15 protein-coding genes and 2 tRNA genes are annotated in these 23,393 nt (G+C 67.5%); 8 read left to right on the forward strand and 9 right to left on the reverse strand.

Translation table 11 applies throughout. The features are described from left to right. Positions 1 to 1,551 carry a carboxyl transferase domain-containing protein gene (locus PT015_RS08880; RefSeq protein ID WP_285190258.1) on the reverse strand — a complete coding sequence of 517 codons (1,551 nt, stop codon included), beginning with the start codon at positions 1,549 to 1,551 and terminating at the stop codon, positions 1 to 3. 81 nt (positions 1,552 to 1,632) lie between these two features. Between PT015_RS08880 and PT015_RS08885 the strand changes: the two genes are divergently transcribed. From PT015_RS08885 to PT015_RS08895, 3 genes are all read left to right on the forward strand, one after another. Beyond that, positions 1,633 to 2,265: an SACE_7040 family transcriptional regulator gene (locus PT015_RS08885; RefSeq protein ID WP_285190259.1), complete on the forward strand. Its 633-nt coding sequence runs from the start codon at positions 1,633 to 1,635 to the stop codon at positions 2,263 to 2,265. Positions 2,266 to 2,348: 83 nt separating this feature from the next. Next, positions 2,349 to 4,019 carry an FAD-dependent oxidoreductase gene (locus PT015_RS08890; protein ID WP_285190260.1) on the forward strand — a complete coding sequence of 557 codons (1,671 nt, stop codon included), beginning with the start codon at positions 2,349 to 2,351 and terminating at the stop codon, positions 4,017 to 4,019. A gap of 100 nt (positions 4,020 to 4,119) precedes the next feature. After that, positions 4,120 to 4,857, forward strand: a complete 738-nt coding sequence (locus PT015_RS08895; RefSeq protein WP_285190261.1) for an MmpS family transport accessory protein — start codon at positions 4,120 to 4,122, stop codon at positions 4,855 to 4,857. On the opposite strand, the gene PT015_RS08900 is transcribed toward PT015_RS08895, so the two are convergent. Beyond that, positions 4,854 to 6,167, reverse strand: a complete 1,314-nt coding sequence (locus PT015_RS08900; RefSeq protein ID WP_285190262.1) for an MFS transporter — start codon at positions 6,165 to 6,167, stop codon at positions 4,854 to 4,856. The two genes, PT015_RS08895 and PT015_RS08900, sit on opposite strands and share 4 nt — an antisense overlap. Positions 6,168 to 6,191: 24 nt before the next feature. On the opposite strand from PT015_RS08900, the gene cmrA reads away from it, so the two are divergent. Further along, positions 6,192 to 6,998: a mycolate reductase gene (gene cmrA / locus PT015_RS08905; RefSeq protein ID WP_285190263.1), complete on the forward strand. Its 807-nt coding sequence runs from the start codon at positions 6,192 to 6,194 to the stop codon at positions 6,996 to 6,998. A 1-nt stretch (position 6,999) separates the two neighbouring features. Here cmrA and PT015_RS08910 read toward each other — a convergent pair whose 3' ends face one another. Continuing rightward, positions 7,000 to 8,535, reverse strand: coding sequence for a helicase HerA-like domain-containing protein (locus tag PT015_RS08910; RefSeq protein ID WP_285190264.1), 1,536 nt, complete (start codon positions 8,533 to 8,535; stop codon positions 7,000 to 7,002). A gap of 117 nt (positions 8,536 to 8,652) precedes the next feature. Here PT015_RS08910 and orn point away from each other — a divergent pair, with 117 nt between their 5' ends. Together orn and PT015_RS08920 are read left to right on the forward strand one after the other, a co-directional pair. Continuing rightward, positions 8,653 to 9,300, forward strand: a complete 648-nt coding sequence (gene orn / locus PT015_RS08915; RefSeq protein ID WP_285190265.1) for an oligoribonuclease — start codon at positions 8,653 to 8,655, stop codon at positions 9,298 to 9,300. Positions 9,301 to 9,334: 34 nt separating this feature from the next. Beyond that, positions 9,335 to 9,410, forward strand: a tRNA-His gene (locus PT015_RS08920). A 29-nt stretch (positions 9,411 to 9,439) separates the two neighbouring features. Here PT015_RS08920 and PT015_RS08925 read toward each other — a convergent pair. Beyond that, entirely contained in the window at positions 9,440 to 9,616 is a 177-nt protein-coding gene (locus PT015_RS08925) for a hypothetical protein (protein ID WP_285190266.1), read from the reverse strand. 130 nt (positions 9,617 to 9,746) lie between these two features. Then, positions 9,747 to 10,904 (reverse strand): L,D-transpeptidase, encoded by a 1,158-nt coding sequence (locus tag PT015_RS08930; protein ID WP_285191010.1) that lies wholly within the window; start codon positions 10,902 to 10,904, stop codon positions 9,747 to 9,749. A 218-nt stretch (positions 10,905 to 11,122) separates the two neighbouring features. Here PT015_RS08930 and PT015_RS08935 point away from each other — a divergent pair. After that, positions 11,123 to 11,198, forward strand: a tRNA-Lys gene (locus PT015_RS08935). Positions 11,199 to 11,223: 25 nt separating this feature from the next. Here PT015_RS08935 and PT015_RS08940 read toward each other — a convergent pair. Then, on the reverse strand, positions 11,224 to 11,451 hold the full coding sequence (locus PT015_RS08940) for a DUF3618 domain-containing protein (RefSeq protein WP_285190267.1): 228 nt from the start codon (positions 11,449 to 11,451) through the stop codon (positions 11,224 to 11,226). Between the two features lie 117 nt (positions 11,452 to 11,568). On the opposite strand from PT015_RS08940, the gene bcp reads away from it, so the two are divergent. Continuing rightward, positions 11,569 to 12,042, forward strand: coding sequence for a thioredoxin-dependent thiol peroxidase (bcp, locus tag PT015_RS08945; protein ID WP_285190268.1), 474 nt, complete (start codon positions 11,569 to 11,571; stop codon positions 12,040 to 12,042). Between the two features lie 7 nt (positions 12,043 to 12,049). On the opposite strand, the gene PT015_RS08950 is transcribed toward bcp, so the two are convergent. The 3 genes from PT015_RS08950 to PT015_RS08960 form a co-directional block, all read right to left on the reverse strand. After that, entirely contained in the window at positions 12,050 to 13,375 is a 1,326-nt protein-coding gene (locus tag PT015_RS08950; protein WP_285190269.1) for a dipeptidase, read from the reverse strand. 160 nt (positions 13,376 to 13,535) lie between these two features. Continuing rightward, positions 13,536 to 13,928 carry a holo-ACP synthase AcpS gene (gene acpS / locus PT015_RS08955; protein WP_285190270.1) on the reverse strand — a complete coding sequence of 131 codons (393 nt, stop codon included), beginning with the start codon at positions 13,926 to 13,928 and terminating at the stop codon, positions 13,536 to 13,538. Positions 13,929 to 13,949: 21 nt separating this feature from the next. Beyond that, positions 13,950 to 23,192: a type I polyketide synthase gene (locus tag PT015_RS08960; RefSeq protein ID WP_285190271.1), complete on the reverse strand. Its 9,243-nt coding sequence runs from the start codon at positions 23,190 to 23,192 to the stop codon at positions 13,950 to 13,952. Positions 23,193 to 23,393 lie beyond the last annotated feature (201 nt).

A 23,393-nucleotide genomic window follows, 5' to 3' on the forward strand; every position in this document is an offset into this window, starting at 1 on the left:
TCACATCCGGAAGACGCCGTAGGACACCGGGTCGACCGGTGCGGTGGATGCCACGGAAAGCGCTAGTCCGACAACCGTTCTGGTGTCGGCGGGATCGATCACGCCGTCGTCCCACAGCCGGGCCGTCGAGTAGTACGGGTTGCCCTGATGCTCGTACTGGGCACGGATCGGCGCCTTCAACGCTTCCTCCTCTTCGGCGGTCAGCTCCCCACGCACCGTAGCGAGCACCGACGCGGCCTGTTCGCCACCCATCACGGAGATCCGCGCGTTCGGCCACATCCACAAGAAGCGCGGCGAGTACGCCCGCCCGCACATCGAATAGTTGCCTGCGCCATAGGATCCGCCGATCACGACGGTCAGCTTTGGTACTCGCGCGCACGCCACCGCGGTCACCATCTTGGCGCCGTGCTTGGCGATGCCGCCCGCCTCGTATTCGCGGCCGACCATGAAGCCCGAGATGTTCTGCAGGAACAGCAGCGGCACCATCCGCTTGTCGCAGAGCTCGATGAAATGCGCTCCCTTGACCGCGGATTCGGAGAACAGCACGCCGTTGTTGGCGATGATGCCGACCGGATGGCCGTGGATGTGCGCGAAGCCGGTGACCAGCGTGGTGCCGTATTCGGCTTTGAATTCCTGGAATTCGCCACCGTCGACGATCCGGGTGATGACGTTGTGCACGTCGTACGGGATGCGCGGATCGACCGGGACCACGTCGTACAGCTCGGACTGGTCGGCGATCGGGTCTGCCGCGGGCAGCACGTCCCAGATCGGCCGCTCGCGCGGACCCAGCGTCGACACGATGTTCCGGACGATGCGCAACGCATCACGGTCGTCGTTGGCGAGGTGGTCGGTGACACCGGATGTCTTCGAATGCAGTTCTCCCCCACCGAGATCCTCGGCCGACACCACTTCGCCGGTCGCGGCCTTCACCAGCGGCGGGCCACCCAGGAAGATGGTGCCCTGGTTGCGCACGATCACCGCTTCGTCGCTCATCGCCGGCACGTATGCGCCGCCTGCGGTGCAGGATCCGAGCACCGCGGCGATCTGCGGGATGCCCTGCGCGCTGAGATTGGCCTGGTTGTAGAAGATTCGGCCGAAGTGGTCGCGATCGGGAAACACCTCGTCCTGCCGTGGCAGGAACGCGCCTCCGGAGTCGACGAGGTAAATGCACGGCAGGCGATTTTGCGCGGCGATCTCCTGGGCGCGCAGATGCTTCTTGACCGTAATCGGATAGTAGGTGCCACCTTTGACCGTCGCGTCGTTGGCGACGATCATGCACTCGCGACCGGAGATCCGGCCGATGCCGGTGATGATGCCGGCGCCGGGACATTCATCGTCGTACATCCCGTCGGCGGCCAACGGTGCGATCTCGAGGAAGGGACTACCAGGATCGAGCAGGCCATCGACGCGGTCGCGCGGGAGCAGCTTGCCGCGATCCACGTGACGGGCGCGGGAACGCTCCGAGCCACCGAGTGCGGCCGTCGCGAGCTTGCCGCGCAACTGCCCCACGAGGGTGTCGTGCGCGCTGCGGTTCTCCGCCGGTGAGGTCATCGATCACACGCCAATTTCGGTTAATGGTCACTAACTCGTGATATGTTAGTGGCCATTAACCGAACTGTCCAGGGAGGCTGGATGGCAGCGTCCGCCCCGGCCGAGCACGGTGACGACCACCCGGCGCCGAACCCCCGTAGCCGAGCCAAATCCGATCGCCGGCTGCAACTGCTGGCCGCCGCCGAGCGACTGTTCGCCGAGCGCGGATTCCTGGCGGTGCGCCTCGAAGACATCGGCGCCGCGGCAGGGGTCAGCGGACCCGCGATCTACCGGCACTTCCCCAACAAGGAGTCGCTGCTCGTCGAGTTGCTCGTCGGGATCAGCACGCGCCTGCTCTCGGGCGCCCGCGAGGTGCGCGCGCGCGAAACCGACGCCGCCGCGGCGCTCGACGGCCTGATCGACTTCCACCTCGACTTCGCCCTCGGCGAGCCGGACCTGATCCGCATCCAGGATCGCGACCTCGCCTACCTGCCGGTCGGCGCCGAGCGTCAGGTGCGACGGGCCCAGCGGCAATACGTCGAGGTGTGGGTCGGGGTGTTGCGCCAGATCGATCCCGGGCTCGCCGAGACGGACGCCAGGCTGATGGCACATGCCGCGTTCGGGCTCCTCAACTCCACCCCGCACAGCCTGAAGCCCGACGGCGCCGCGCGGTCCCGGGCCGTGATGCGGGCGATGACGGTGGCCGCACTCTCCGTCGGCTCGCCGGCCGGTTAACGCGGGAAACCGCGGCGATACCCGCACCGCGCCAACGCACCCGGCGATATTCTCGACGTCACCTTCACGTTGAGGAGACGCCAGTGAGTCGTGACTACGACGTCCTTGTGATCGGGTCGGGCTTCGGCGGGTCGGTGGCGGCACTCCGGTTGAGCGAGAAGGGATATCGCGTCGGCGTGCTCGAGAAGGGTGCCCGCTGGGCGCCCGAGGACCACCCGCCGAACTCGGAGCACACCCGAAAAGTCGCGTGGCGCCCGCATTTCGGCATGATCGGTCCCCTTCAATTGACCGCGCTGAAGAACGTTCTCGTCCAGACGTTCATCGCCGTCGGCGGTGGCTCGCTGATGTACGGCGGCGTCCTGTACGAACCGCCGCAGACGTTCTACGACAACCCGCAGTGGGCATCGATCACCGACTGGCGAGCCGAGCTGGCGGCGTACTACGACCAGGCCAAGCGGATGCTGGGCGTCGCAACGAATCCGCGGCTGACCCCGGCCGACGAGGCGTTCAAGGCGGTTGCCGAGGACCTGGGTGTCGCGGACACTTTCCAACCGACCGACGTCGGGATTTTCTTCGGCGAACCGGGAAAGACGGTGCCCGACCCCTACTTCGGAGGCGCCGGCCCCGAGCGGGCCGGATGCATCTTCTGCTCGCAATGCATGACCGGCTGTCCGCACAATGCGAAGAACACCACCGAACGTAATTACCTGTATCTCGCGGAAAAGGCTGGCGCGCAGATCCATCCGATGACCACCGTTATCGATGTACGCGAATCTCCCACGGGCGGTTACCTCGTCGAGACGGTGCGCAGCGGCCGCTGGTTCAGCAAGGAGCGCCGAATCTGGAGTGCCGATCAGGTCGTCTTCGCCGCCGCCAGCATCGGCACCCAGGAGCTGCTGCATCGGTTGCGGGCCAAGGGATCTCTGCCAGGGATCTCGCCGCGGCTGGGCGAGCTGGCCCGGACCAACTCCGAAGCCACCCTGATCGTCTCCTCGCGCACCCGTACCGACCTGTCGCAAGGTGTCGTCGGGACATCGTCGATCCGTCCCGACGAGCACACCCACGCCGAGGCGTTCCATCTGGGCAAGGGCAGCAACTCGGGGTTCCTGCTGGCGACCACCCTGATCGACGGCGACAAGCATCGCCTGGCGAGATGGATAGGGACCAATCTGCGTCATCCGGCCGCTTTTTTGCGCGCGTTCGATGTGAGCCGAGCGGCCGAGCGGTCGATCACCATTCTGGTGATGCAGGACCTCGACAATTCGGTGACGACGTATCTCAGACGCGGCCTCTTCGGCCGGAAGCTGGCGTCCCGCCAGGGCGTCGGCGCGCCGAACCAGAACTGGATTCCCGCGGCCAACGACGTCGCCCGGCGTACCGCCCAGAAGCTGGACGGGGATGCTCGCGGCTACTACTTCGATCTGATCGGCCGGCCCACCACCGCGCACTTCATCGGCGGCTGCCCCATCGGGGATTCGCCCGCCACCGGCGTCGTCGATCCGTATCACCGTCTGTACGGGCATCCGGGCCTGCATGTCATCGACGGCTCGACGATCACCGCCAACCTCGGCGTCAACCCGGCGCTGACCATCACGGCGATGTCCGAACGGGCGGTGGCGTTGTGGCCGAACAACGGCGAGCCCGATCCCCGACCCGCACCCGGCGCCGGCTACCGACCCGTTGCGCCGGTGCCACCGCGGCACCCGATCGTGCCGGCGAGCGCTCCGGCGTCGCTTCGCCTGACACCCGTCTGATCACCACGCCGCGTGCCGCCATGACCAGCATTTTCACTGTTCATCAGACGTTTCGGCATCGATGGTTGCGCTGCAGGTACCCTGCAGAAATGAGGTGGGCATGAGCGATCGACGTCACCCCGAAAACACCCGTTCGACCCAAGAGCGGACCGAGCAAACTCAGCGGTTGCAGCAGTCCTATCGGCCGCCAATCGACCCTGCCTACAGCGGCCAGCCTTCTTACCCGCCGCCGTACTACCCGCGGTCGTCGCAAGACCCCAACTCGGCAAACCCGACCGACCGCCTGCCGCAGTACTGGCAGCACGGTCAGCCGTCTACGGGCCCGACACCGCAGGACCTCGATCCGGACAAGCCCAAGGCGCCGCGCTGGCTGTGGATCGCCGCGGGCGCGGCGGTGCTGTTGGTGGCGGGATTGGTGATCGCGCTCGTGATCGCCAACGGCACGGCCAGCAAGCAGACGGCGGTGCCGGCGCTGCCGTCGTCACCGAGTTCGCCCCGGCCGATCCCGGTCGTCCCGCGCTCGCCATCGCACAAGGCCACCACTGAGCCGAGCCAGCCCGTCGACCCCGGCTCGATGCAGACCGTGCTCTACAACGTCAGCGGCGACGGCCGCGCGATCAGCATCACCTATGTCGACAACGACGGGATGATGCAGACCGAGTTCAACGTGGCGCTGCCGTGGATCAAGGAAGTCAGCCTGCCCGAATCCGGCAGCCGCACACCCAACGTCACGATCGTGAACATCGGCCACGACGTCACGTGCTCGGTGACGGTCGACGGGGTCGAGATCAATCAGCGCAGCGGAGTCGGCCTGACCATCTGCAACGGCAACGGCTAGGCCCGGCGCGGGACGCGGACCATCAGCAAGGCAACCAAGCCGACAGCCACCACAAGAAGCAGGCCACCCATGCCGGCCCGCTCGGCGTGGAACTGATCGACGAAGATCGAATACAGCAGCGGCGCAACGAAAGTCACCGCTCGCCCGGTCATCGTGAAGAGACCGAAAGCTACGCCCTCCTTGCCCTCGCTGGACAGGCGGAGCAACAGGGTGCGCGCGGACGCCTGCGCCGGCCCGATGAACAAACAGAGCAGCAGACCGGTGACCCAGAAGGCGCCCGGCCCGGACAGCAGCATCATCGCCAGGCCCGCGGCAAGGATGCTGGACAGGGAGCCGATGATGACCGGCTTCGAGCCGATCCTGTCGTCCAGGAATCCGCCCGCCACCGCCCCGATCGCCGCGACCACGCAGAACGCCACCCCGAAGATGGGCACGACGGCGGGGTCGATTCCGTAGGCCTTCACGCCGAGCACCCCACCGAACTGGGTGACGCCCGCCAATCCGTCCCGGAACACCGCCGCGGCCAGCAGGTAGTAGACGAGGTTGCGGTCGCGATGCCATTCCGCGACCAGGTCCCGCCAGAGTTGACGGTAGCCGCCGAGGGCGCCGTGCCCGCGACGCTCCGCCTCGACCGCCGTCGGTAGCCGGTGCGCGGTCAGCAGCAGCGGGGTGGCGAACGCCACGAACCATCCGGCGGCCACCAGCATCGCGATCCGGATGTTCATCCCGTCGGCGGCGGGGAGGTGCAGGAATCCGCGGGTGGCGCCGTCGCCTGCGATGCAGCCGAACATGACGACGAGCAGCAGGCCGACGCTTCCGATGAATGCCGCCGTCAGGCCCAACCCGGAGATGCGGCCGGAGTTTCGCGACGTCGAGAGCTGGCGCAGCATCGCGTTGTACGGGACGCTCGCCAAATCGCCGCATGCGGCGCCGATCCCGAGGAGAGCCAGGCCGAGCCACAGGTATCCCGGGCTTTCGCGAACCAGGCTCATCGTGCTGACCAACGCCACCACTAGACCGGTCAACACGGTCAGCGTGATCCGTCGCCGCCGGGGATCGTCGACCCACACGCCGATCATCGGCGCCAGCAGGGCGACCAGCACCCCGGAGATGGCCAGCGCGCGCCCCAGCCAGCTGGCCGGCGTCGCGCCCCCTGGTGCGCCCTTGCCGACGGCGGTGGTCAGATACACGGAGAACACGAACGTCAGAACGACCGCGGTCACCCCGGCCGAGCCGGTATCCCAGAGGGCCCATGCCAGCACCTGAGACCGCTTGGGAGTCCGCGAATCGTCACCGTTGGATTCAGACATCGTTGGTCTGTCTACCATTGGCGCATGCCGGTACCCGCTCCCAGTCCCGACGCGCGCGCAGTTGTCACCGGAGCTTCACAGAACATTGGTGAGGCTCTGGCCACCGAATTGGCCGCTCAAGGCCACCACCTGATCATCACGGCGCGCCGCGAGGACATGCTCAACGCGCTGGCCACCAAGCTGAGCGAGAAGCACGGCGTCCTGGTCGAAGTGCGCGCATGCGATCTTTCCGACCCCGCCGATCGCGCAAAACTGGTCGACGAGTTGGCCACTCGCAACATCTCGATCCTGTGCGCCAACGCCGGAACGGCGACATTCGGCCCGGTTTCCGGTCTCGACCCGGAGGTCGAGCGGGCCCAGGTGCAGCTGAACGCGGTCGCGGTGCACGACATGGTGTTGGCGGTGCTGCCCGGCATGCTAGAGCGCCAGGCCGGCGGAATATTGATTTCCGGCTCCGCAGCAGGGAATTCGCCGATCCCCAACAATGCGACCTACGCGGCGACGAAGGCGTTCGCGAACACCTTCAGCGAGTCGCTGCGCGGCGAGCTGCGCAAAACCGGTGTGCACGTGACGGTTCTGGCGCCCGGGCCGGTGCGTAACGAGTTACCCGGCCCCGCGGATGCGTCTCTCGTCGAGAAGCTGGTGCCCGAATTCCTCTGGATCTCCACCACCTACACCGCGAAGAAGTCGCTGGATGCGTTGGCGCGCAACAAGATGCGCATCGTGCCGGGTCTGACGTCGAAGGCGATGTCGGCGGCCAGCCAGTACGCGCCGCGCGCGATCGTCGCACCCATCGTGGGCGCGTTCTACAAGAAGATGGGCGGCGGCTAACCTAACGCCGGCGCTTGCTGCTGCCGCCGCCGAACAGGTTGCGGATCAGTTCGGTGCCAAGCGCTTTCAGGAAGGTCTGGAAGCCACGACTGTTCACGAAGCGACTGAACCACCCGGGCTTCTTCGCGGCCTCGGGCGCATTCTTGGACCCCGCAGGTGCGGGCTGATTGGCTTGCGCCTCAGCCTTTTTGGCCTGCAGCTTCTCGTAGGCCGAGTCGCGGTCCACGGTCTTGCCGTACCTCTGGTTCAGCGTGCTGGATTGAGCCGCCGAGCTGATCGCGTTGTCGCCGATGGCCGCCATCAACGAACGCGGCGGCCGCAGCCGCGTCCACGCGACCGGTGTCGGTGCTCCGCGCTCGGACAGCACGGTCACGATCGCTTCGCCGATGCCGAGCGACGTCAGCGCCGAAGCCAGGTCGTAGACATCGGTTTTCGGGTAGGTGCGGACGGTCTTGGTCAGCGCCTTCTGATCGTCGGGCGTGAAGGCGCGCAGCGCGTGTTGGATACGGGCTCCGAGCTGCGACAGAACGTCGTTCGGAATATCGGTGGGCAGCTGAGTGCAGAAGAACACCCCGACACCGCGAGAGCGGATCAGCTTGACGGTCTGCTCCACCTGGTCCAGGAAAGCCTTCGACGCGTCGGCGAACAGCAGGTGCGCCTCGTCGAAGAAGAACACCAACTTGGGCTTGTCGATGTCGCCGACTTCGGGTAACGACTTGAACAGGGTGGACAGCATCCACATCAAGAAGGTAGAGAACAGCACCGGCCGGGCGGCCTGATCGCCGAGCTCTAGCAACGAAATCCGGCCGTGCCCGCCGTCAACCGTCAGCAGATCGTTGGGGTCGAGTTCCGGCTCGCCGAAGAACGTGTCGCCGCCTTCTCCTTCGAGGTTGACCAGAGCTCGGAGGATCACCCCCGCCGTCGGCGCCGACACGCCACCCAGCGTTTTCAGCTCGGCCTTGCCCCCATCACTGGTCAGGTAGCCGATCACCTCGCGCAGGTCCTTCACATCCAGCAGCTCGAGTTTCTGGTCGTTCGCCCACTTGAAGATCAGGCCGAGGGTCGACTCTTGAGTGCCGTTGAGGCCCAACACTTTCGACAGCAGGATCGGACCGAAGCTGGCGATAGTGGCCCGTACCGGCACGCCAATGCCCTTGGTACCCAACGACAGAAACTCCACCGGGAAGCCGCTCGGCTGCCAATCGTCACCAATTTCCTTGGCGCGTGCGGTGATCTTGTCGTTGCTCTCACCGGGCTTCGACAGGCCGGCGAGGTCGCCTTTGACGTCGGCCATCAGCACCGGCACACCCGCCGCGGAGAGTTGCTCGGCGATCACCTGCAGCGTCTTGGTCTTGCCGGTACCGGTCGCACCGGCCACCAGGCCGTGCCGGTTGATGGTTGCCAGTGGGATGCGGATCTGCGCTTTCGAGTCCGTCTTGCCGTCGATGACGACGCTGCCCAGTTCGAGCGCCTGGCCCCCGACGGCGTAGCCGGCTGCGATCTGGCCGGCGGGGGTCGAAGTCGATTCAGTGCTCATACGGCCGTTGCCTCTCCCCTGATGCTGTGGTCGAAGATCACGCACGACCTTACTGGCAACCGCGCAGAGGCGGGGTGGCTGTCGGGTGGCCAGCTAACTTTGCCTACTGTGAACGCTGTGCGGGACGAACTGGTGTGGATCGACTGCGAGATGACCGGGCTGGACCTTGGCTCGGACAAGTTGATCGAAATCGCCGTCCTGGTGACCGACGGCGACCTGAACATCCTCGGCGACGGCCTCGACCTGGTGATTCACGCCGACGACGCCGCGCTGACGGGCATGCTGCCGGTGGTGACCGAGATGCACACCAAGTCCGGGCTCATCGACGAGGTGCGCGCCTCCTCGGTCGACCTCGCGACCGCGGAGGCCGCCGTGCTCGATTACATCCGTCAACACGTCAAGCAGGCCAAAACGGCTCCCCTGGCGGGCAACTCGATCGCCACCGACCGTGGCTTCATCTCGCGCGACATGCCGGCGCTGGATTCGTTCCTGCACTATCGGATGATCGATGTGAGCTCGATCAAGGAGCTCTGCCGGCGTTGGTACCCGAAGATCTACTACGGCCAGCCGGCCAAGGGCCTCGCACACCGCGCGCTGGCCGACATTCACGAGTCCATCCGCGAGCTGAAGTACTACCGTGGCACCGCGTTCGTGCCCCAGCCGGGGCCCTCGACCAGCGAGATCGCCGCCGTGGCCGATGTGCTGGGGGTCGACTCTGCCGCGCCGGGGAAAACGGATTCGGCCGCCGAGGACCCGAGCCGCTAAGATCGACGGCGCTGCTTCTCGCGAGGCAGCAATGGTGGCTGTAGTTCAGTTGGTAGAGCGTCAGGTTGTGATCCTGAATGTCGCGGGTTCGAGTCCCGTCAGTCACCCCAAGTGGGCGCCACGCGCTCGGCGTTGATCGCTAACGCTGAGCGCGCAGCGCGGCCCGACGCATTTCGAGTTCGAATCCACCCGCCTCGGCCGCGTAGCTGATTGCGGTGGCCGCTGCGCCGACCACCTGCCACAGCACGATGCCGCTCAACGTCGCAAGACGGCCGCGCCCTCCGGATGCCGCATGCTCACTGAGAGTTGCACTCATACCGACCAGGCTAAGAGCGCCGCTGCGTCGATGCGCGGACGAGTGACCAATTCGGCGTGTCAGGCGTCCAGCGGCTGAACTGCGGGCGAATGAGGTTGCGCGATAACCAATGTGGCGTTGCGAACGGGTGTCAGGCCTTGGCGTTGCCGGCGTGCCACTGGTCCCACGGGATGTTCCAGTCACCGAGACCCTCGGTGCCCGACAGCGGCGGGCCGACCGTGTTCTGCACCTCGACAATGTCGCCGCGCTTGGTGTGCTCGAAGAACCACTGCGCGTTGCTCGGGCTCACGTTGAGGCAGCCATGACTGGTGTTCGAGTGACCCTGCGCACCGACCGACCACGGCGCCGAGTGCACGAAGATGCCGCTGTAGGACATCTGGGTGGCGAAGTCCACCTCCGTGCGATATCCGTTGGGCGAGTTGGCCGGAACGCCGTACGTCGACGAATCCATGATCATGTGCGCGAACCGGACGCCGAGAATGTAGGTGCCGCTCGCGGTCGGCGTGCTGTCCTTACCCATCGAGGTTGGCATGGTCTTGACGACGTCGCCGTTGACCCGAACTGTCACGATCTTGGTGTTGTCGTCGGCGGTCGCGATGACCTCGTCACCGATGGTGAAGTGCGTCCGCGCGTTGTCCTGGCCGAACAACCCGTCACCGAGGTCGATGCCGTAGGTGTTGACAGCGACGTCGACGTTGGTCCCGGGCTTCCAGAAATGCTCTGGGCGCCAACGGACTTCGCGATTGTTCAGCCAATAGAACGCACCCTCGACGGGAGGGTCGGTCGTCACGCGGATCGCCTTCTCCGCGGCCTGACGGTTGCCGATGTTCTCGTCGAATTGAACGGCGACCGTCTGCCCGACGCCCACCACCTCGCCCTCGCTCGGTCGGGGGTAGGCCATCGTCAGGTTCTGCGGCGAATGCGTTTGAAATGACAGCTGCCGGGTTGCGACGCCGCCCAGCCCGCGCGCCTTGGCGGTCAGCGTGTACATCCGGTTGTAGCCAAGCCGCTCGGTGGTCGCCCAGTGCACGCCGTCCTGGCTCAACTGGCCGTCGACGGTGCCACCGTTCTCGTTGACCATCTCGACGGACGCCAGCACCCCATTGTCGGCGCTCACTGTTACCGGTGTGTCGACCGCCACCCCGACGGCGCCATCGGTCACCGAGGTGCTGAGCTTCGGGACCAGCAGGTCGCCGAACGGCGTGGCCTTGTCCATGATCGCCTTGGGGGCCGGCGCGTTACCGCCGCCGCTGCAGGCCGCCACGCCGAAGACGACAAGCGGGATCATCAGCACAGCCAGCCACCGCCGGCCTCCGTGCTGAAGCCTGCTAAAGCGACGTGCCACCTGCGCTGTTTCCCTTCACGATCGGTAATGCTGCGTTTCTGCGGAGTAGTCTAAGGCGTAGACGCCTGTACACAGCGGTCAGCAATCAATCCCAGATGCGACGATTTCGTCCGTCGACGGAATGACTGTTATTGTCTCAAACGCGGTCCAGCAGGCCGCACGCGCCGTTAGCTCAGTTGGTAGAGCAGCTGACTCTTAATCAGCGGGTCCGGGGTTCGAAACCCTGACGGCGCACCAAGCTCCACTCGCAGACGTCCCCTGACTACCTGTTGCGAATGCGGCGCACCGCAAGCGCGGCTGCCAGCGCCGCGACCCCAGCCAGCGAGATGATCACCGGCGGCTTCTTGACGAATGCGATAGCGCGCGCCTTGGCGTCATCGGCGAGTCGGCGGGGATTGGCCCGCACAGCCAGCGAGTCGACGGTCGACGCGAGTTGGTCGCGGGCCTTGTCGATCTCCTGCTTGATGGTGTCGGGGTCCCGCTCCGCCACGCTCGTCCTCCCTGTCGTCGGCGAACCCAAACCGGCGCGGTCTAGGTTGGTGCCTGCCGACCTACCCTAGATCAGCCGGCGCGCTCCACACCTGCCGGTGAACAGAAAGGCAGCTCCTTGACCGACACCGCCCGCCTCGCCGAAGGCGACAAAGCGCCCGCCTTCACCCTGCCCGACGCCGACGGAAAGAAAGTCTCGCTCTCCGACTACAAGGGCCGCCGAGTGATCGTGTACTTCTACCCCGCGGCCTCCACACCCGGGTGCACCAAGCAGGCCTGCGACTTCCGCGACAGCCTCAGCGAACTCAACGGCGCGGGCCTCGACGTCATCGGCATCTCCCCCGACAAGCCGGAGAAGCTGGCCAAGTTCCGCGACGCGGAGAAGCTGACGTTCCCGTTGCTGTCCGACCCCGAGCGCAAGGTCTTGACGGCCTACGGCGCCTTCGGCGAGAAGAAGATGTACGGCAAGACCGTCCAGGGTGTCATCCGCTCGACGTTCGTTGTCGACGAGAAGGGCAAGATCGCCGAGGCGCAGTACAACGTGAAGGCCACCGGCCACGTGGCCAAGCTGCGCCGCGACCTGGAGGTCTAGGCCGCCGTCAGCCCAGATTCGCCAGCAATAGCGCCTCTGCGGTGGCGGCCCGCTCCAGCACGCCGAGATGCAGGCTCTCGTTGACGCTGTGCGCCTGAGTTCCGGGGTCCTCGACACCGGTGACCAGGATCGCGGCGTGCGGATACGCGTTGGCCAACTCGGCGATGAACGGGATCGAGCCGCCCATGCCCATGTCGACCGGTTCGGTCCCCCACGCTTGCCGGAACGCCGCGCGGGCGGCGTCGTACACCGGCCCGGTGGCGTCGATGGCGTACGGCTGACCGACATCGCCGAGCGTCACGGTGACGTGGGCTCCCCAGGGCGCGTGCTGCTCGAGGTGGGTACGCAGCGCGTCGAGGTGTGCGGCCGCATCGCCGCCGGGCGCGACCCGCATGCTCACCTTGGCGCGGGCGCGCGGGATCAACGTATTCGACGACGCCGCAATGGAAGTGGTGTCGATGCCGATCACCGTGATCGCCGGCTTGGCCCACATGCGTTGCGGCACAGAGCCGGAGCCGATCTCGCTCACGCCATCGAGTAGACCGGACTCCAACCGGACCCGGTCGGCGGGGTAATCGACTGCCGCTGCGGTACTTTCGTGTAGGCCCGCCACCGCGACGTTGCCGTCGTCGTCGTGCAGACTGGCCAGCAACCGAACCAACACCGACAGAGCGTCGGGCACGACCCCGCCCCACAGACCCGAATGCAGGCCATGATCCAGGGTGGCGACCTCGACCACACAGTCGGCCATGCCACGCAATGACACGGTCAGCGCGGGGATCTCGGTGCTCCAGTTGTCCGAGTCGGCGATGACGATCACGTCGGCCTTGAGCGCTTCCCGATGCGCGGCCAGCAGCCGGCCCAGCGACGGTGACCCCGACTCCTCCTCCCCCTCGACGAACACCGTCACACCGACCGGCGGGTTGCCGCCGTGCGCCCGGAAGGCCGCCAAATGCGTTGCGATACCGGCCTTGTCGTCGGCGCTGCCGCGGGCGTAGAGCCGTCCATCGCGCTCGGTCGGCTCGAAGGGCGGCGACACCCACTGCGCGAGATCGCCCTCGGGTTGCACGTCGTGGTGGGCGTACAGCAGAACTGTCGGCGCACCGGGCGGCGCGGGATGCTTCGCGATGACGGCGGGTGCACCACCTTCACTGACGATCTGCACATCGCCAAAACCGGCTTGCGACAGTAGATCTGCGGTGACCTGGGCGCTGCGATGCACCTGGTCGCGGCGGGCCGGGTCGGCCCACACCGACTGGATGCGGACGAGATCCTCGAGATCGCTCCGCACCGACGGCAGGATTTCACGCACCCGCTCGACCAGATCGTTCATGGCCACGAGGCTAGTCGAAGATCCCATCCGCCACGTCAGTCACTGGGAGCAGCGGCAAGCATTCTGCCCACCTCACAGCGACAATCCCGCGGCACCGCTGAGTTTTCGCTCGGAGGTGGGCAATTCGGTACCCACCCGCCTCGTGTGACAGCTGTGAAGGCTAGGGCATCTCCAGGATCGCCACCGCGGCGGCGGTGTCAGCCTCGTGCGTCAGCGACACGTGGATCGTGACGTCCTTGAGGTGGGTGGCGATGTCGCCGGTCAACCGCACCCGCGGCCGGCCCCACATGTCGGTGACCACCTCGATGTCGCGGTGGATATCCTCGCGCAGCACCGGCCGCTGCGAGAACCGCGACCCGGACCATGCCTTGATCACCGCTTCTTTGGCCGCCCACCGGGCCGCCAGGTGGCGGGCCGCCGACGAGCTCTTGTCCGAGGCGTCACGCCGCTCGCCGGGCGTGAACGTCTCGGCAAACATGGTCCCTGGCTGATCCACCTGCTCGGCGAATTCAGTAATGGAGACAAGGTCTATCCCCACTCCGACGATGCTCATTAGAGGAAACCTATCGGATGCCTATCGGCGGTAGACGTCGTCGTCGCCCAATCGCGCGTTCGCGTCGAGCAACATCGCCGATTCCTGCCGCTTCTCGGACACCTCGTGGTCGAAGCGACGGTCAGCGGGCCGCTCGTACATCGGGCGGCCGCCGGCGATCGCCGACGCCAGGCGACGCTGGCCGGCCAACAGACGGGCGTCAGCCCGCTGCTGGTAGTCCGCACGCTCGTCGGCGCCCAGGGTGGCCAGGAACGCCTCCGGATGCACCAGAGCGACCAGACCGGACACGTGGCCGAATCCGAGGCTGGTCACCAGACCGGCCTTCAGCGGGAACTTCTCCCCGAGCCGCAGCGTGTCACGAACCCAGACGAAGTGTGCGGAGTCGGCGAGTTCGTCGTCGACGCAGTCCAGGCTGCGATTCGGCGGGATCACTCCGTCGCGCAGGATCTGGCACAGGCCCATCATCTGGAAGACCGCCGCGCCACCCTTGGCGTGCCCGGTGAGGCTCTTCTGCGAGACGATGAACAACGGCGCACCGTCGGACCGGCCGATCGAATCCGCCAGCCGCTCATGCATTTCCGTCTCGTTGGGATCATTCGCCAGCGTCGAGGTGTCGTGCTTGGAGATCACCGCGACGTCGTCGGCGGTGACGCCTAGCCTGCCCAGCGCCTTGGCCAGCGGCGAGTCCTTGCCACCACGGCCGGCGCCCAGCGCACCGAGACCGGGAGCCGGGATCGAGGTGTGCACACCGTCGGCGAACGACTGCGCGTAGCCGACCACGGCAAGCACCGGCAGACCCATCTTGACCGCGAGGTCACCGCGGGCCAGCAGGATCGTCCCACCACCCTGGGCTTCCAGGAAGCCAAGGCGGCGACGGTCATTCGGCCGGGAGAACTTGCCGTCGCTGATACCACGACCACGCATCATGCCGGTGTCGGCGGTGGCGGCCATGTCACCGAAGCCGATGATGGCCTCCAGCGTCAGGTCGTCGAATCCACCGGTCACCACCAACTCGGCCTTGCCGAGGCGGATCTTGTCCATGCCCTCCTCGACCGAGACCGCCGCGGTGGCGCACGCGCCGACCGGATGGATCATCGCGCCGTAGCTACCGACGTAGGACTGAATCACGTGTGCGGCAACGACGTTCGGCAGGACTTCCTGCAGGATGTCGTTCGGCTTGTTCCGGCCGAGCAGGTTGCCGTGGTACATCGTCTGCATCGACGTCATACCGCCCATGCCGGTGCCCTGCGTGCTGGCCACCAGGCCGGGGTGCACCCAACGCATCAGCTCGGTCGGGGTGAAGCCCGACGACAGGAACGCGTCGACGGTCGCCACGATGTTCCACAGCGCCACCCGGTCGATCGAACTCGCCATGTCCTGGCTAATGCCGAACACGGTCGGGTCGAACCCGGTCGGGATCTGCGCGCCGACAGTTCGCGACAGCTTGGTCTTGCGCGGAACCCGAATCTCGGTGCCCGCCTTGCGCGTAACCTGCCAGTCGCTGGAGCCCGGGACCGGCTGTACCACCGTGTGCTCGGCGTCGAACTGCGCGAATCCACGCGCGTCGGCCTCCGAGGAGACGACGAACGTGAAGTCCTTGTCTAGGAAGACGCTGACCATCAACGGCGATGCGTGGTCGGGGTCGATCGCGCCGTCGTCGACGAACTCGCGGATGCCGACCCGCTCGACCACGACGTCGTGATAGCGCTCGACCAGCTCGGCCTCGTCGATCAGGTCACCGGACTCGGTGTCGTACCAGCCCGGCGTCGGGTCCTCTTCCCACTTGATGAGCCCTGTGGTCCACGCCAATTCGAGAACACCAGCGGCCGACAGTTCGTTGTCGACCTCCATCTCGAAGCGGGTCCGCGACGAGCCGTACGGCCCGAGTTCGGCGCCACCGACGATGACCACCAGCTCCGACGGGTCGAGGTCGAGGTGGCCCCACTCCGGCGCCGGGGCGGGCGTGAAGCCCCGCGGCGGTGACGGCAGCGCGGCCACCGTTCCCCGGTCTCCCCGTCGCTCCGCGTCGTCGTCGACGGCAGCTTCTGAGGTCATCTCCTCGCGCGCCTTGGCGGCCAGCTCGGCCATGTCGAGGTCGACATCGCCGAGACCGCCGGTGAAGTCCACCTTGATCGGGGTGGTCGCGGCGTGTGCCCGGGACTCGATGTTGCAGAGCCCGAGCAGCATCTCGGCCATCTCGTCGGTGGAATACGTTGTCACACCGGCCTCTTCGACGGCGCTGACGATCGCGTCGTTATGGCCCATCAGCCCGGTGCCGCGGGTCCAGCCGATCAGCGCGTGAGCCAGGCTGACGCGCTGCGCCCAGGACGACTCGGCGCTCCATCGGGTCACCACGGCGTCGAGCGCCGACTTGGCCTCGCCGTAGGCGCCGTCACCACCGAACATGCCGCGGTTCGGGGAACCCGGCAATACGACGTGCAGGCGCGAGGCGATGTCACGCTCGGCGCCGATCTTGGACAGTCCGCCAATCAGGCGCTGCACGGCCCACAACAGGACCTTCATCTCCATCTCCGAGCGCGAACCCGCCTCGGACAGGTCGCCGACCACCCGCGGCGCCGCGAACGGGAACAGCAGCGTCGGAACCTGAGCGTCCTTGATGTGAATCGATTGCGGCCCAAGGCTTTCGGACTGCTCGTTACCGACCCATTCGGCGAGCGCGTCGATGTCGGAGTAGGACGCCATGTTGGCCGCTACCACCCACAGCGACGCACCGAAGCGGGCGTGGTCGCGATACAGGTTGCGGTAGAACGCAAGCCGGTCGTCGTCGAGCTTGGACGTCGTCGCGATGACGGTCGCGCCGCCGTCGAGCAGCTTGCCGACCACCGACGCGGCGATCGAGCCCTTCGACGCACCTGTCACCACCGCGACCTCAGCGTGGTACGGGCCGTTGTCCGGGTTCTCGGCGCCGGCCGCGATCCGGCCGTAAAGCGACGCGTGGATCTGCCGCCCGGCGGCCAGCGCCCTGCCCTGCCACCAGGTCGCCTGCTTGGCCACCACGTGACCGGCGCCCTCGAAGCGCTCCGAGAGGCGTGCCCAGTCGGCGTTGGCCTCGTCCTCTTCGACCAGCCACAGCTTGACCAGGTCTTCGCGCGCGCTGGCCCAGCGGTCGTCGAACACGACGGCCTTCTTGCCGTCGAACACCGGTGCCACCAGTCTCGGCCAGTCGGCACCGAGTTCCGATGTCACCAGGTCGATCAGCTCGGCGTCGGTCGCGGCCGGCGGCACGCTGACCTTCTCGTCGAGGCCCAGCTGACCCAGCACCAGGCGCGCCGCCGAGGCGAGCACGCCGTCGCGGCCGGTGATCTGGTCGGTGAACTCGCTCAGCGCCGCCGCGTCGACGGTCGCGCCGCCGCCGGCGGCACCGCTGGACGGCAGGGCCACCGCGACACCCCGACGGGCCGCCACGGATGTGACAGCGGCGTCGATGACGCTGTCGACCGCGGCGGCATCCGCCAGAGCACCTTCGTGGAGGTTGCCCAGCGAGCCGCCACGGACGCTGGTTCCTTCACGAGTTCCGAGCGCCACCTCGACGGTGACGTGCTTGACCCAGCCGGCACCGAGTTCCCAGGTCTTGGTGACCCGTTCGGCGATTGCGGCCGGTCGCTTGCCGGACGGTCCGAGGATCGTGCGCAGCTGGTCGTTGATTGCGTCGGAAAGCACTGGGCCGTAGGGCTTGTACGTGCGGGCCAGCTTGGTCACCTGCGCCCGCAGCCCGGACAGATCGGCCTCCGCGGCGCCGTCGATCGCGCCGAGGTTCAGCTCCGAACCCAGGTCGACCAACAGCTGGTTGCGTCGTGACGACGCGCCGTCGGTGATGGACTCGATGGAGTCCAGTTCCTCGATCTGGTCGATGCGCATCTTGGCCGACAGCGCGATCAGCGCCAAAGTCGCGTCGGCCGCGTCGAATCCGATGTCGTCGGGGCGTGGGGCACCCGACGGCGCCACTGGAGCGGCCGGAGCGGCGGCAGGTGCGGCGTCCGCCGCGGGGGCGGCGGCCTCCGATTCTGCAGCGGGTGCCTCGTCGACAATGTCCTCGGGCTCGGGGTCGGTGTCGGTGGCGAACAGCACCGCGGCGTCGCGCTCGGCGTTGAGCACTTCGACTGTGCTGTGGGCGTATTCGTTCAGCTTCAGGGTGTTGGTGGCCAGCCCGGCGACGGTCGGCGCGGACTTCACGCCGATCTCGACAAACCGCTCCACACCCAGACCGCCGGCGGCCTCCTCGGTGAACAGCAGGTCCTGGGTCTCGATCCAGCGCACCGGGCTGGCGAACTGCCAGGCGAGTAGCTCGATGAGCACCGTGCGGGCCAAGTCGAACGGCCGCTCGGTGCGCCAGTAGTCGTAGTTCTCCAGGATCTCGTCCAGCGGCTCGGCCGGCACCAGATCACGGATCTCCTGGATGAAGTCGCGGTCGAGGGTGAACGGCCGCGGCACCAGGTTCGGGATGTAGCGCCCGATGATCACCTTGGGGTCCTTGCCCCGCGGCATGGCGCGCTCGAGCGAGCGGCGGAACTCGCCGACACCGACCCGCAGCACCTGCGAGTGGAACGGCACGTCGATGCCCGGCACCAGGATGAAAGAGCGCTTGCCGCCGGAGATCTCGCGACGGCGCTCGACCTCGGCCTCGAGCTCCTCGAGCCCGCGGACCGTCCCGGCGATCGCGTACTGCGAGCCGCGCAGGTTGAAGTTCACGATCTGCAAGAACTCCCCGGTCCGCTGCGAGATCTCCTCGACGAACGCCACGACGTCGGCGTCGTCGAGGTCGATCTGCGACGGGCGGATCGCAGCCAACCGGTAGTTGGACCGGCCCAACTCGTCCCGCGGCACGATGTCGTGCATGTTGGAGCCGCGCTGGAACACGGTCTCCAGCAACGCTTCCAGCCCGTAGATGTCGCTCACGCAGGCCAACGCGGTGTACTCGCCGACGGAGTGCCCACACGCGATCGCGTCCTCGACGAACGAGCCCTGCTCCCGCATCTCGGCGACCTGCGCGCTGGCCACCGTGGCCATCGCGACCTGAGTGAACTGCGTCAGGTTCAGCACGCCCTCGGGGTGGTTGTAGTGCACACCGCTGGCGATCAGGCTGGTTGGGTTGTCGCGCACCACGTGCAGGATCGAGAAGCCGAGCGTCTCGCGGGTGTACTTGTCCGCGTCGTCCCAGACCTTGCGGGCCGCCTTGGAGCGGGCGCGGACGTCCATGCCCATGCCCTTGTGCTGGATGCCCTGTCCCGGGAAGGCGTAGACGGTCTTCGGCGAGGCGAGCCGCGCCGTCGCCGACATCACCAGGTCGGAGCCGATTCGTGCGCTGACCTCCAAAACCTCTGCGCCGCGGTCGATTCCGACGCGGTCGACACGGAAGTCCACCTCGTCGCCGGGCTTGACCATGCCGAGGAACCGGGCGGTCCAGCCGATCAGCCGGGCCGGCGGCCGGGCCTGGCCGTCGGTGGCGGTGACGACGTGCTGGGCGGCGGCCGACAGCCACATGCCGTGCACGATCGGCGATTCCAGGCCGGCCAGCAGCGCAGCGGCGCGGTCGGTGTGGATCGGGTTGTGGTCACCGGACACGACGGCGAACGGGCGCATGTCGACCGGTGCGGTGAGCGTGACGTCGCGCCGGCGACGGCGCGGGGTGTCGGTGGCGTTCTCGGAGACCGCACCACCGGCCCGCTGCGGGTCGGTCAGCTCGGTGGGCCCGGTGCGGCCGCGGATCGCGAACCGCTCCTCCATCGTCGCCAGCACCGTGCGATAGGCATCGGTCACCGTGACGCTGATCGGGACCACCCGGCCGACCTCGGTGTCGGTGGCGACGGAAGCCGTTGCGGTGACGGTCAATTCGGCCGGCACCTTCGGTAGCGCGGCGACGAGGTGCGCGGCGTGGTCGAGGTGAACCAGGCTCAGCAGGCCCTCGACGACCGGGACACCCGCGCCGGTGACGGCGGAGCCGATCGCCGCGAAGACGGCCGGCCAGCAGCGGCCGACCAGCGCGTCGGGCACCGTGCTCAGGGTCGGCGCCAACGGCTCACCGAAGATCGCGGTGACGCCGGTGTGGTCGGCGACGCGCTCGGGGTCCCACTGCACGGTCACGGTCGCGGTGCCGTTGTGCACGCGCGGCAGCGTCTCGGGGCTGTCCGCGCCGGCGGCGATGGCCAACACCGCACGCATGGCCTCGATTGCGTCCTTGGTGCGGATCACCGGGATTGCGCCGTCAATCGTGTTGGGCGGCAAGCTGAATCGGATGTCGATCCACACGCCGGCGATCGGGGTGCTGAGCACCACCTGGTCGCCCTCGATCTGTAGGCGTGCCCCGGTCGACGAGTGGGTGGCCCGGGGTTCTTCGAGACCACCGAATTCGCCGTGCACCTGCCAGTCGGCAGGATCGGCGATCCGGTGCACCGGGTTGGTCGCAACACGACCGGCCCACAACACATCTGGCGCGTCCAGCACGGTGGCGAGCGGGCCACGGATGTCCAGACGGCCCTGCCGGCGCGCGGTGACCGGAGTCGGCGAGACGCCGGATGCGAGCACGTCGTCGACGGCGGCCTTCTCGAAGCGGTCCAGCAGCTCACCGACCGGCTCGTCGAGCCGCGTGATGCCGGCGACCGCGGCGGTGCCGGGGATGATGCAGACCTGGTCGGCGTCGTAGCGGGCGTCGTGCGCCTGCCACAGCGAATCGCTTCGCCACCAACGCCTTACGTCCTTGTCGATCACCGGGACGAAGTTCACCGGCTTGCCCGGCGTCTTGCACTGCGTGACGAAGAACGGCACGTCGGCCGGGTGCAACTGCACGGTCGCGGCATCCGGGTAGCGGGCCACCAGCGCGGAGATCGCCTCGGCCGGACGCTCCAGCAGGTCGGCATCCGCGAAGAGTGTGTCGATCGGCCCGGAGTCCAGTGGGTGCAGGCGGGCCTCGGCGCGCTGCAGCATCGCCGCGAATCGCTCGACCCAGGTGTCGGCCAGCCACGGGCTGCCCGGGGCGGCGGTGTCGGCGGTGCTGTCGCCGTCGCCGATCGCGAGTTCGACGTAGCGCTGCAACCACTGCAGGTAGGTCATCTCGCCGACGTCGCCGAAGTACGGCTTGGCCGTGTTGGCCATCGCGGCGATGATCTCGTCGCGGCGCGCCGCAACGGCTTCGGCGTCGCCGGCGACGTCGTCGAGCAGTCGCCCGCAGCGCGACGCGGTGTTGTCGATCTCGTGGATGTCGGCGCCGAGCTGGCTGCGGCCAGAGGCCATGCCGCCCTGCGCTTTTCCGGCGCCTACCCACTGGTCGGTGCCCTGGATGTCGACCAGCATCTGTTTGACCGACGGCGAGGTGGTTGCCTCGAGGGTCGCCATCGCCGCGGTGCCGACCAGGATGCCGTCGACCGGCATCAGCGGGAAGCCGTAGGCCTGGGCCCAGCGGCCGGACAGGTACTCGGCCGCGTGCTCGGGTGTGCCGATGCCACCACCGACGCAGACGGTGATGTTGGGCCGCGACCGCAGTTCGGAGTAGGTGGCCAGCAGCAGGTCGTCGAGGTCTTCCCACGAGTGGTGTCCGCCGGCGCGTCCACCTTCGATGTGCATGATGACCGGCTTGGTCGGAACCTCGGTGGCGATGCGGATGACCGAGCGGATCTGCTCCACGGTGCCCGGCTTGAACACCACGTGCGAGATGCCGATGTCGTTGAGCTCTTCGATCAGCTCGACGGCCTCTTCCAGTTCGGGGATGCCGGCGCTGACGACGAGCCCGTCGATCGCGGCGCCCGACTGACGGGCCTTCTGCACCAACCGCTTTCCACCGACCTGCAGCTTCCACAAATACGGGTCGAGGAACAGCGAGTTGAACTGGTAGGTGCGGCCGGGCTCGAGCAGACCGGCGAGCTCCTCGACGCGGGCGTCGAAGATCGGCTCGGTGACCTGCCCGCCGCCGGCGAGTTCGGACCAGTGGCCCGCGTTGGCCGCGGCGGCGACGATCTTGGCGTCGACGGTCGTCGGAGTCATGCCCGCGAGCAGGATCGGAGAGCGGCCGGTGAGTCGGGTGAACTTCGTCGAGAGCTTCACCCGGCCGTCGGGCAGGGTGACAACCGTCGGGGCGTAGCTCGACCACGGCCGGGCCACCTCGGGCACGGCGCCGACGGTGAAGAGGTTGCGCTGGCCGCCGCGGGTCGCGGCGGGGACGATGCCGACCCCGAGGCCGCGGATCACCGGCGCGGTGAGCCGGGTCAGGATGTCGCCGGGACCCAGGTCGAGGATCCACCGGGCGCCGGCCTCGTGCACCTGGATGACCTCGTCGACCCAGTCGACCGGCTGCACCAGGATGGCTTCGGCCATCGCGCGAGCCAGGTCGACGTCGATGCCGACCTTCTCCGCCCAGTCGCCGACGATGTCGATGCTGTCGGACAGCCGCGGCGTGTGGAAGCCGACCTCGACCTGAACGGCGTCGAACACCGGCGCGAAGACGTCGCCGCCGCGCAGCTTGTTCTTGCGCTCGGCCTCTTCCCTCTCCGAGATCTGCTTGCAGTACAGCTCGAAGCGGGACAGCTGTTCCGGCGTCCCGGTGATGACGACCGAGCGCCGGCCGTTGCGAATGGACAGCACCGGCGGCAACACCGTGCGGACGTCCTGCGAGAACTCCTCGAGCAGCCGGTAGATGCGCTCGGGATCGGCGTTGCTGATCGACACCATCGGCGAACGGTCGCCGAGCACCGAGATGCCGCGCCGGCGCGCCACCAGCGTGCCGGCCGCGCCGATGAGCTGCGCCATCGCGAGCAGTTCGATGTCGCGCGTACCGCCCGCCTTGAGCGCCTCGACGGCGAGGATGCCCTGCGAGTGGCCCACCACGGCCACCGGCGGGGTGGCCATCAGGTCCATGCCCTGACGGGCGAGCGTGCGGATCGCGGCGATCTGGGTGAGCAGGACTCCGGGCAGCGACACCGCGGCCGAGGTCAGGTGTTTTTCGGACGGGATGGGGTCCTCGGCGGCCAGCGCGCGCACCCACTGCAACGGCTCGAAGCCGATCGGCCGCACGACCACCAGTTCGTTGGCCACCGGCTCGAGCAGCAGGTCCACCTCACCGGCCAGCGTCGCCAGCTCGGACTCGATCCCGGACGACGAGACCAGCTCTTCCAGCGTCTCCAACCAGGCACCGCCCTGGCCGCCGAAGGCGACCGCGTAGGCCTCACCGGCCGTCAGACGATCGACGAGCGCATGAGTATCCGCGTCGAAGCCGTCGCGGTCCGCGGACACTCGATGATGCTCATAGATCGTCACGTGTGTATCTCCCTAAATAGCGCTCGTCCGCTCAGGTGCCAGAGCCGCGCTGCCCCGTAAATACCGTCAAAGTCCCGACTGAGCCCCGGTCCACAGTGGCTACGTCTTGGCTGTCCCGGCTCACGCGGGCGCCGCCAAGGAGGCGTCATCGGCTGCACTAAGAGTGTCATAAGAAATTTGGAGCTTTCCGGGGGATTTTGG

It is taken from the genome of Candidatus Mycobacterium wuenschmannii, assembly GCF_030252325.1.
GTDB lineage: Bacteria > Actinomycetota > Actinomycetes > Mycobacteriales > Mycobacteriaceae > Mycobacterium > Mycobacterium wuenschmannii.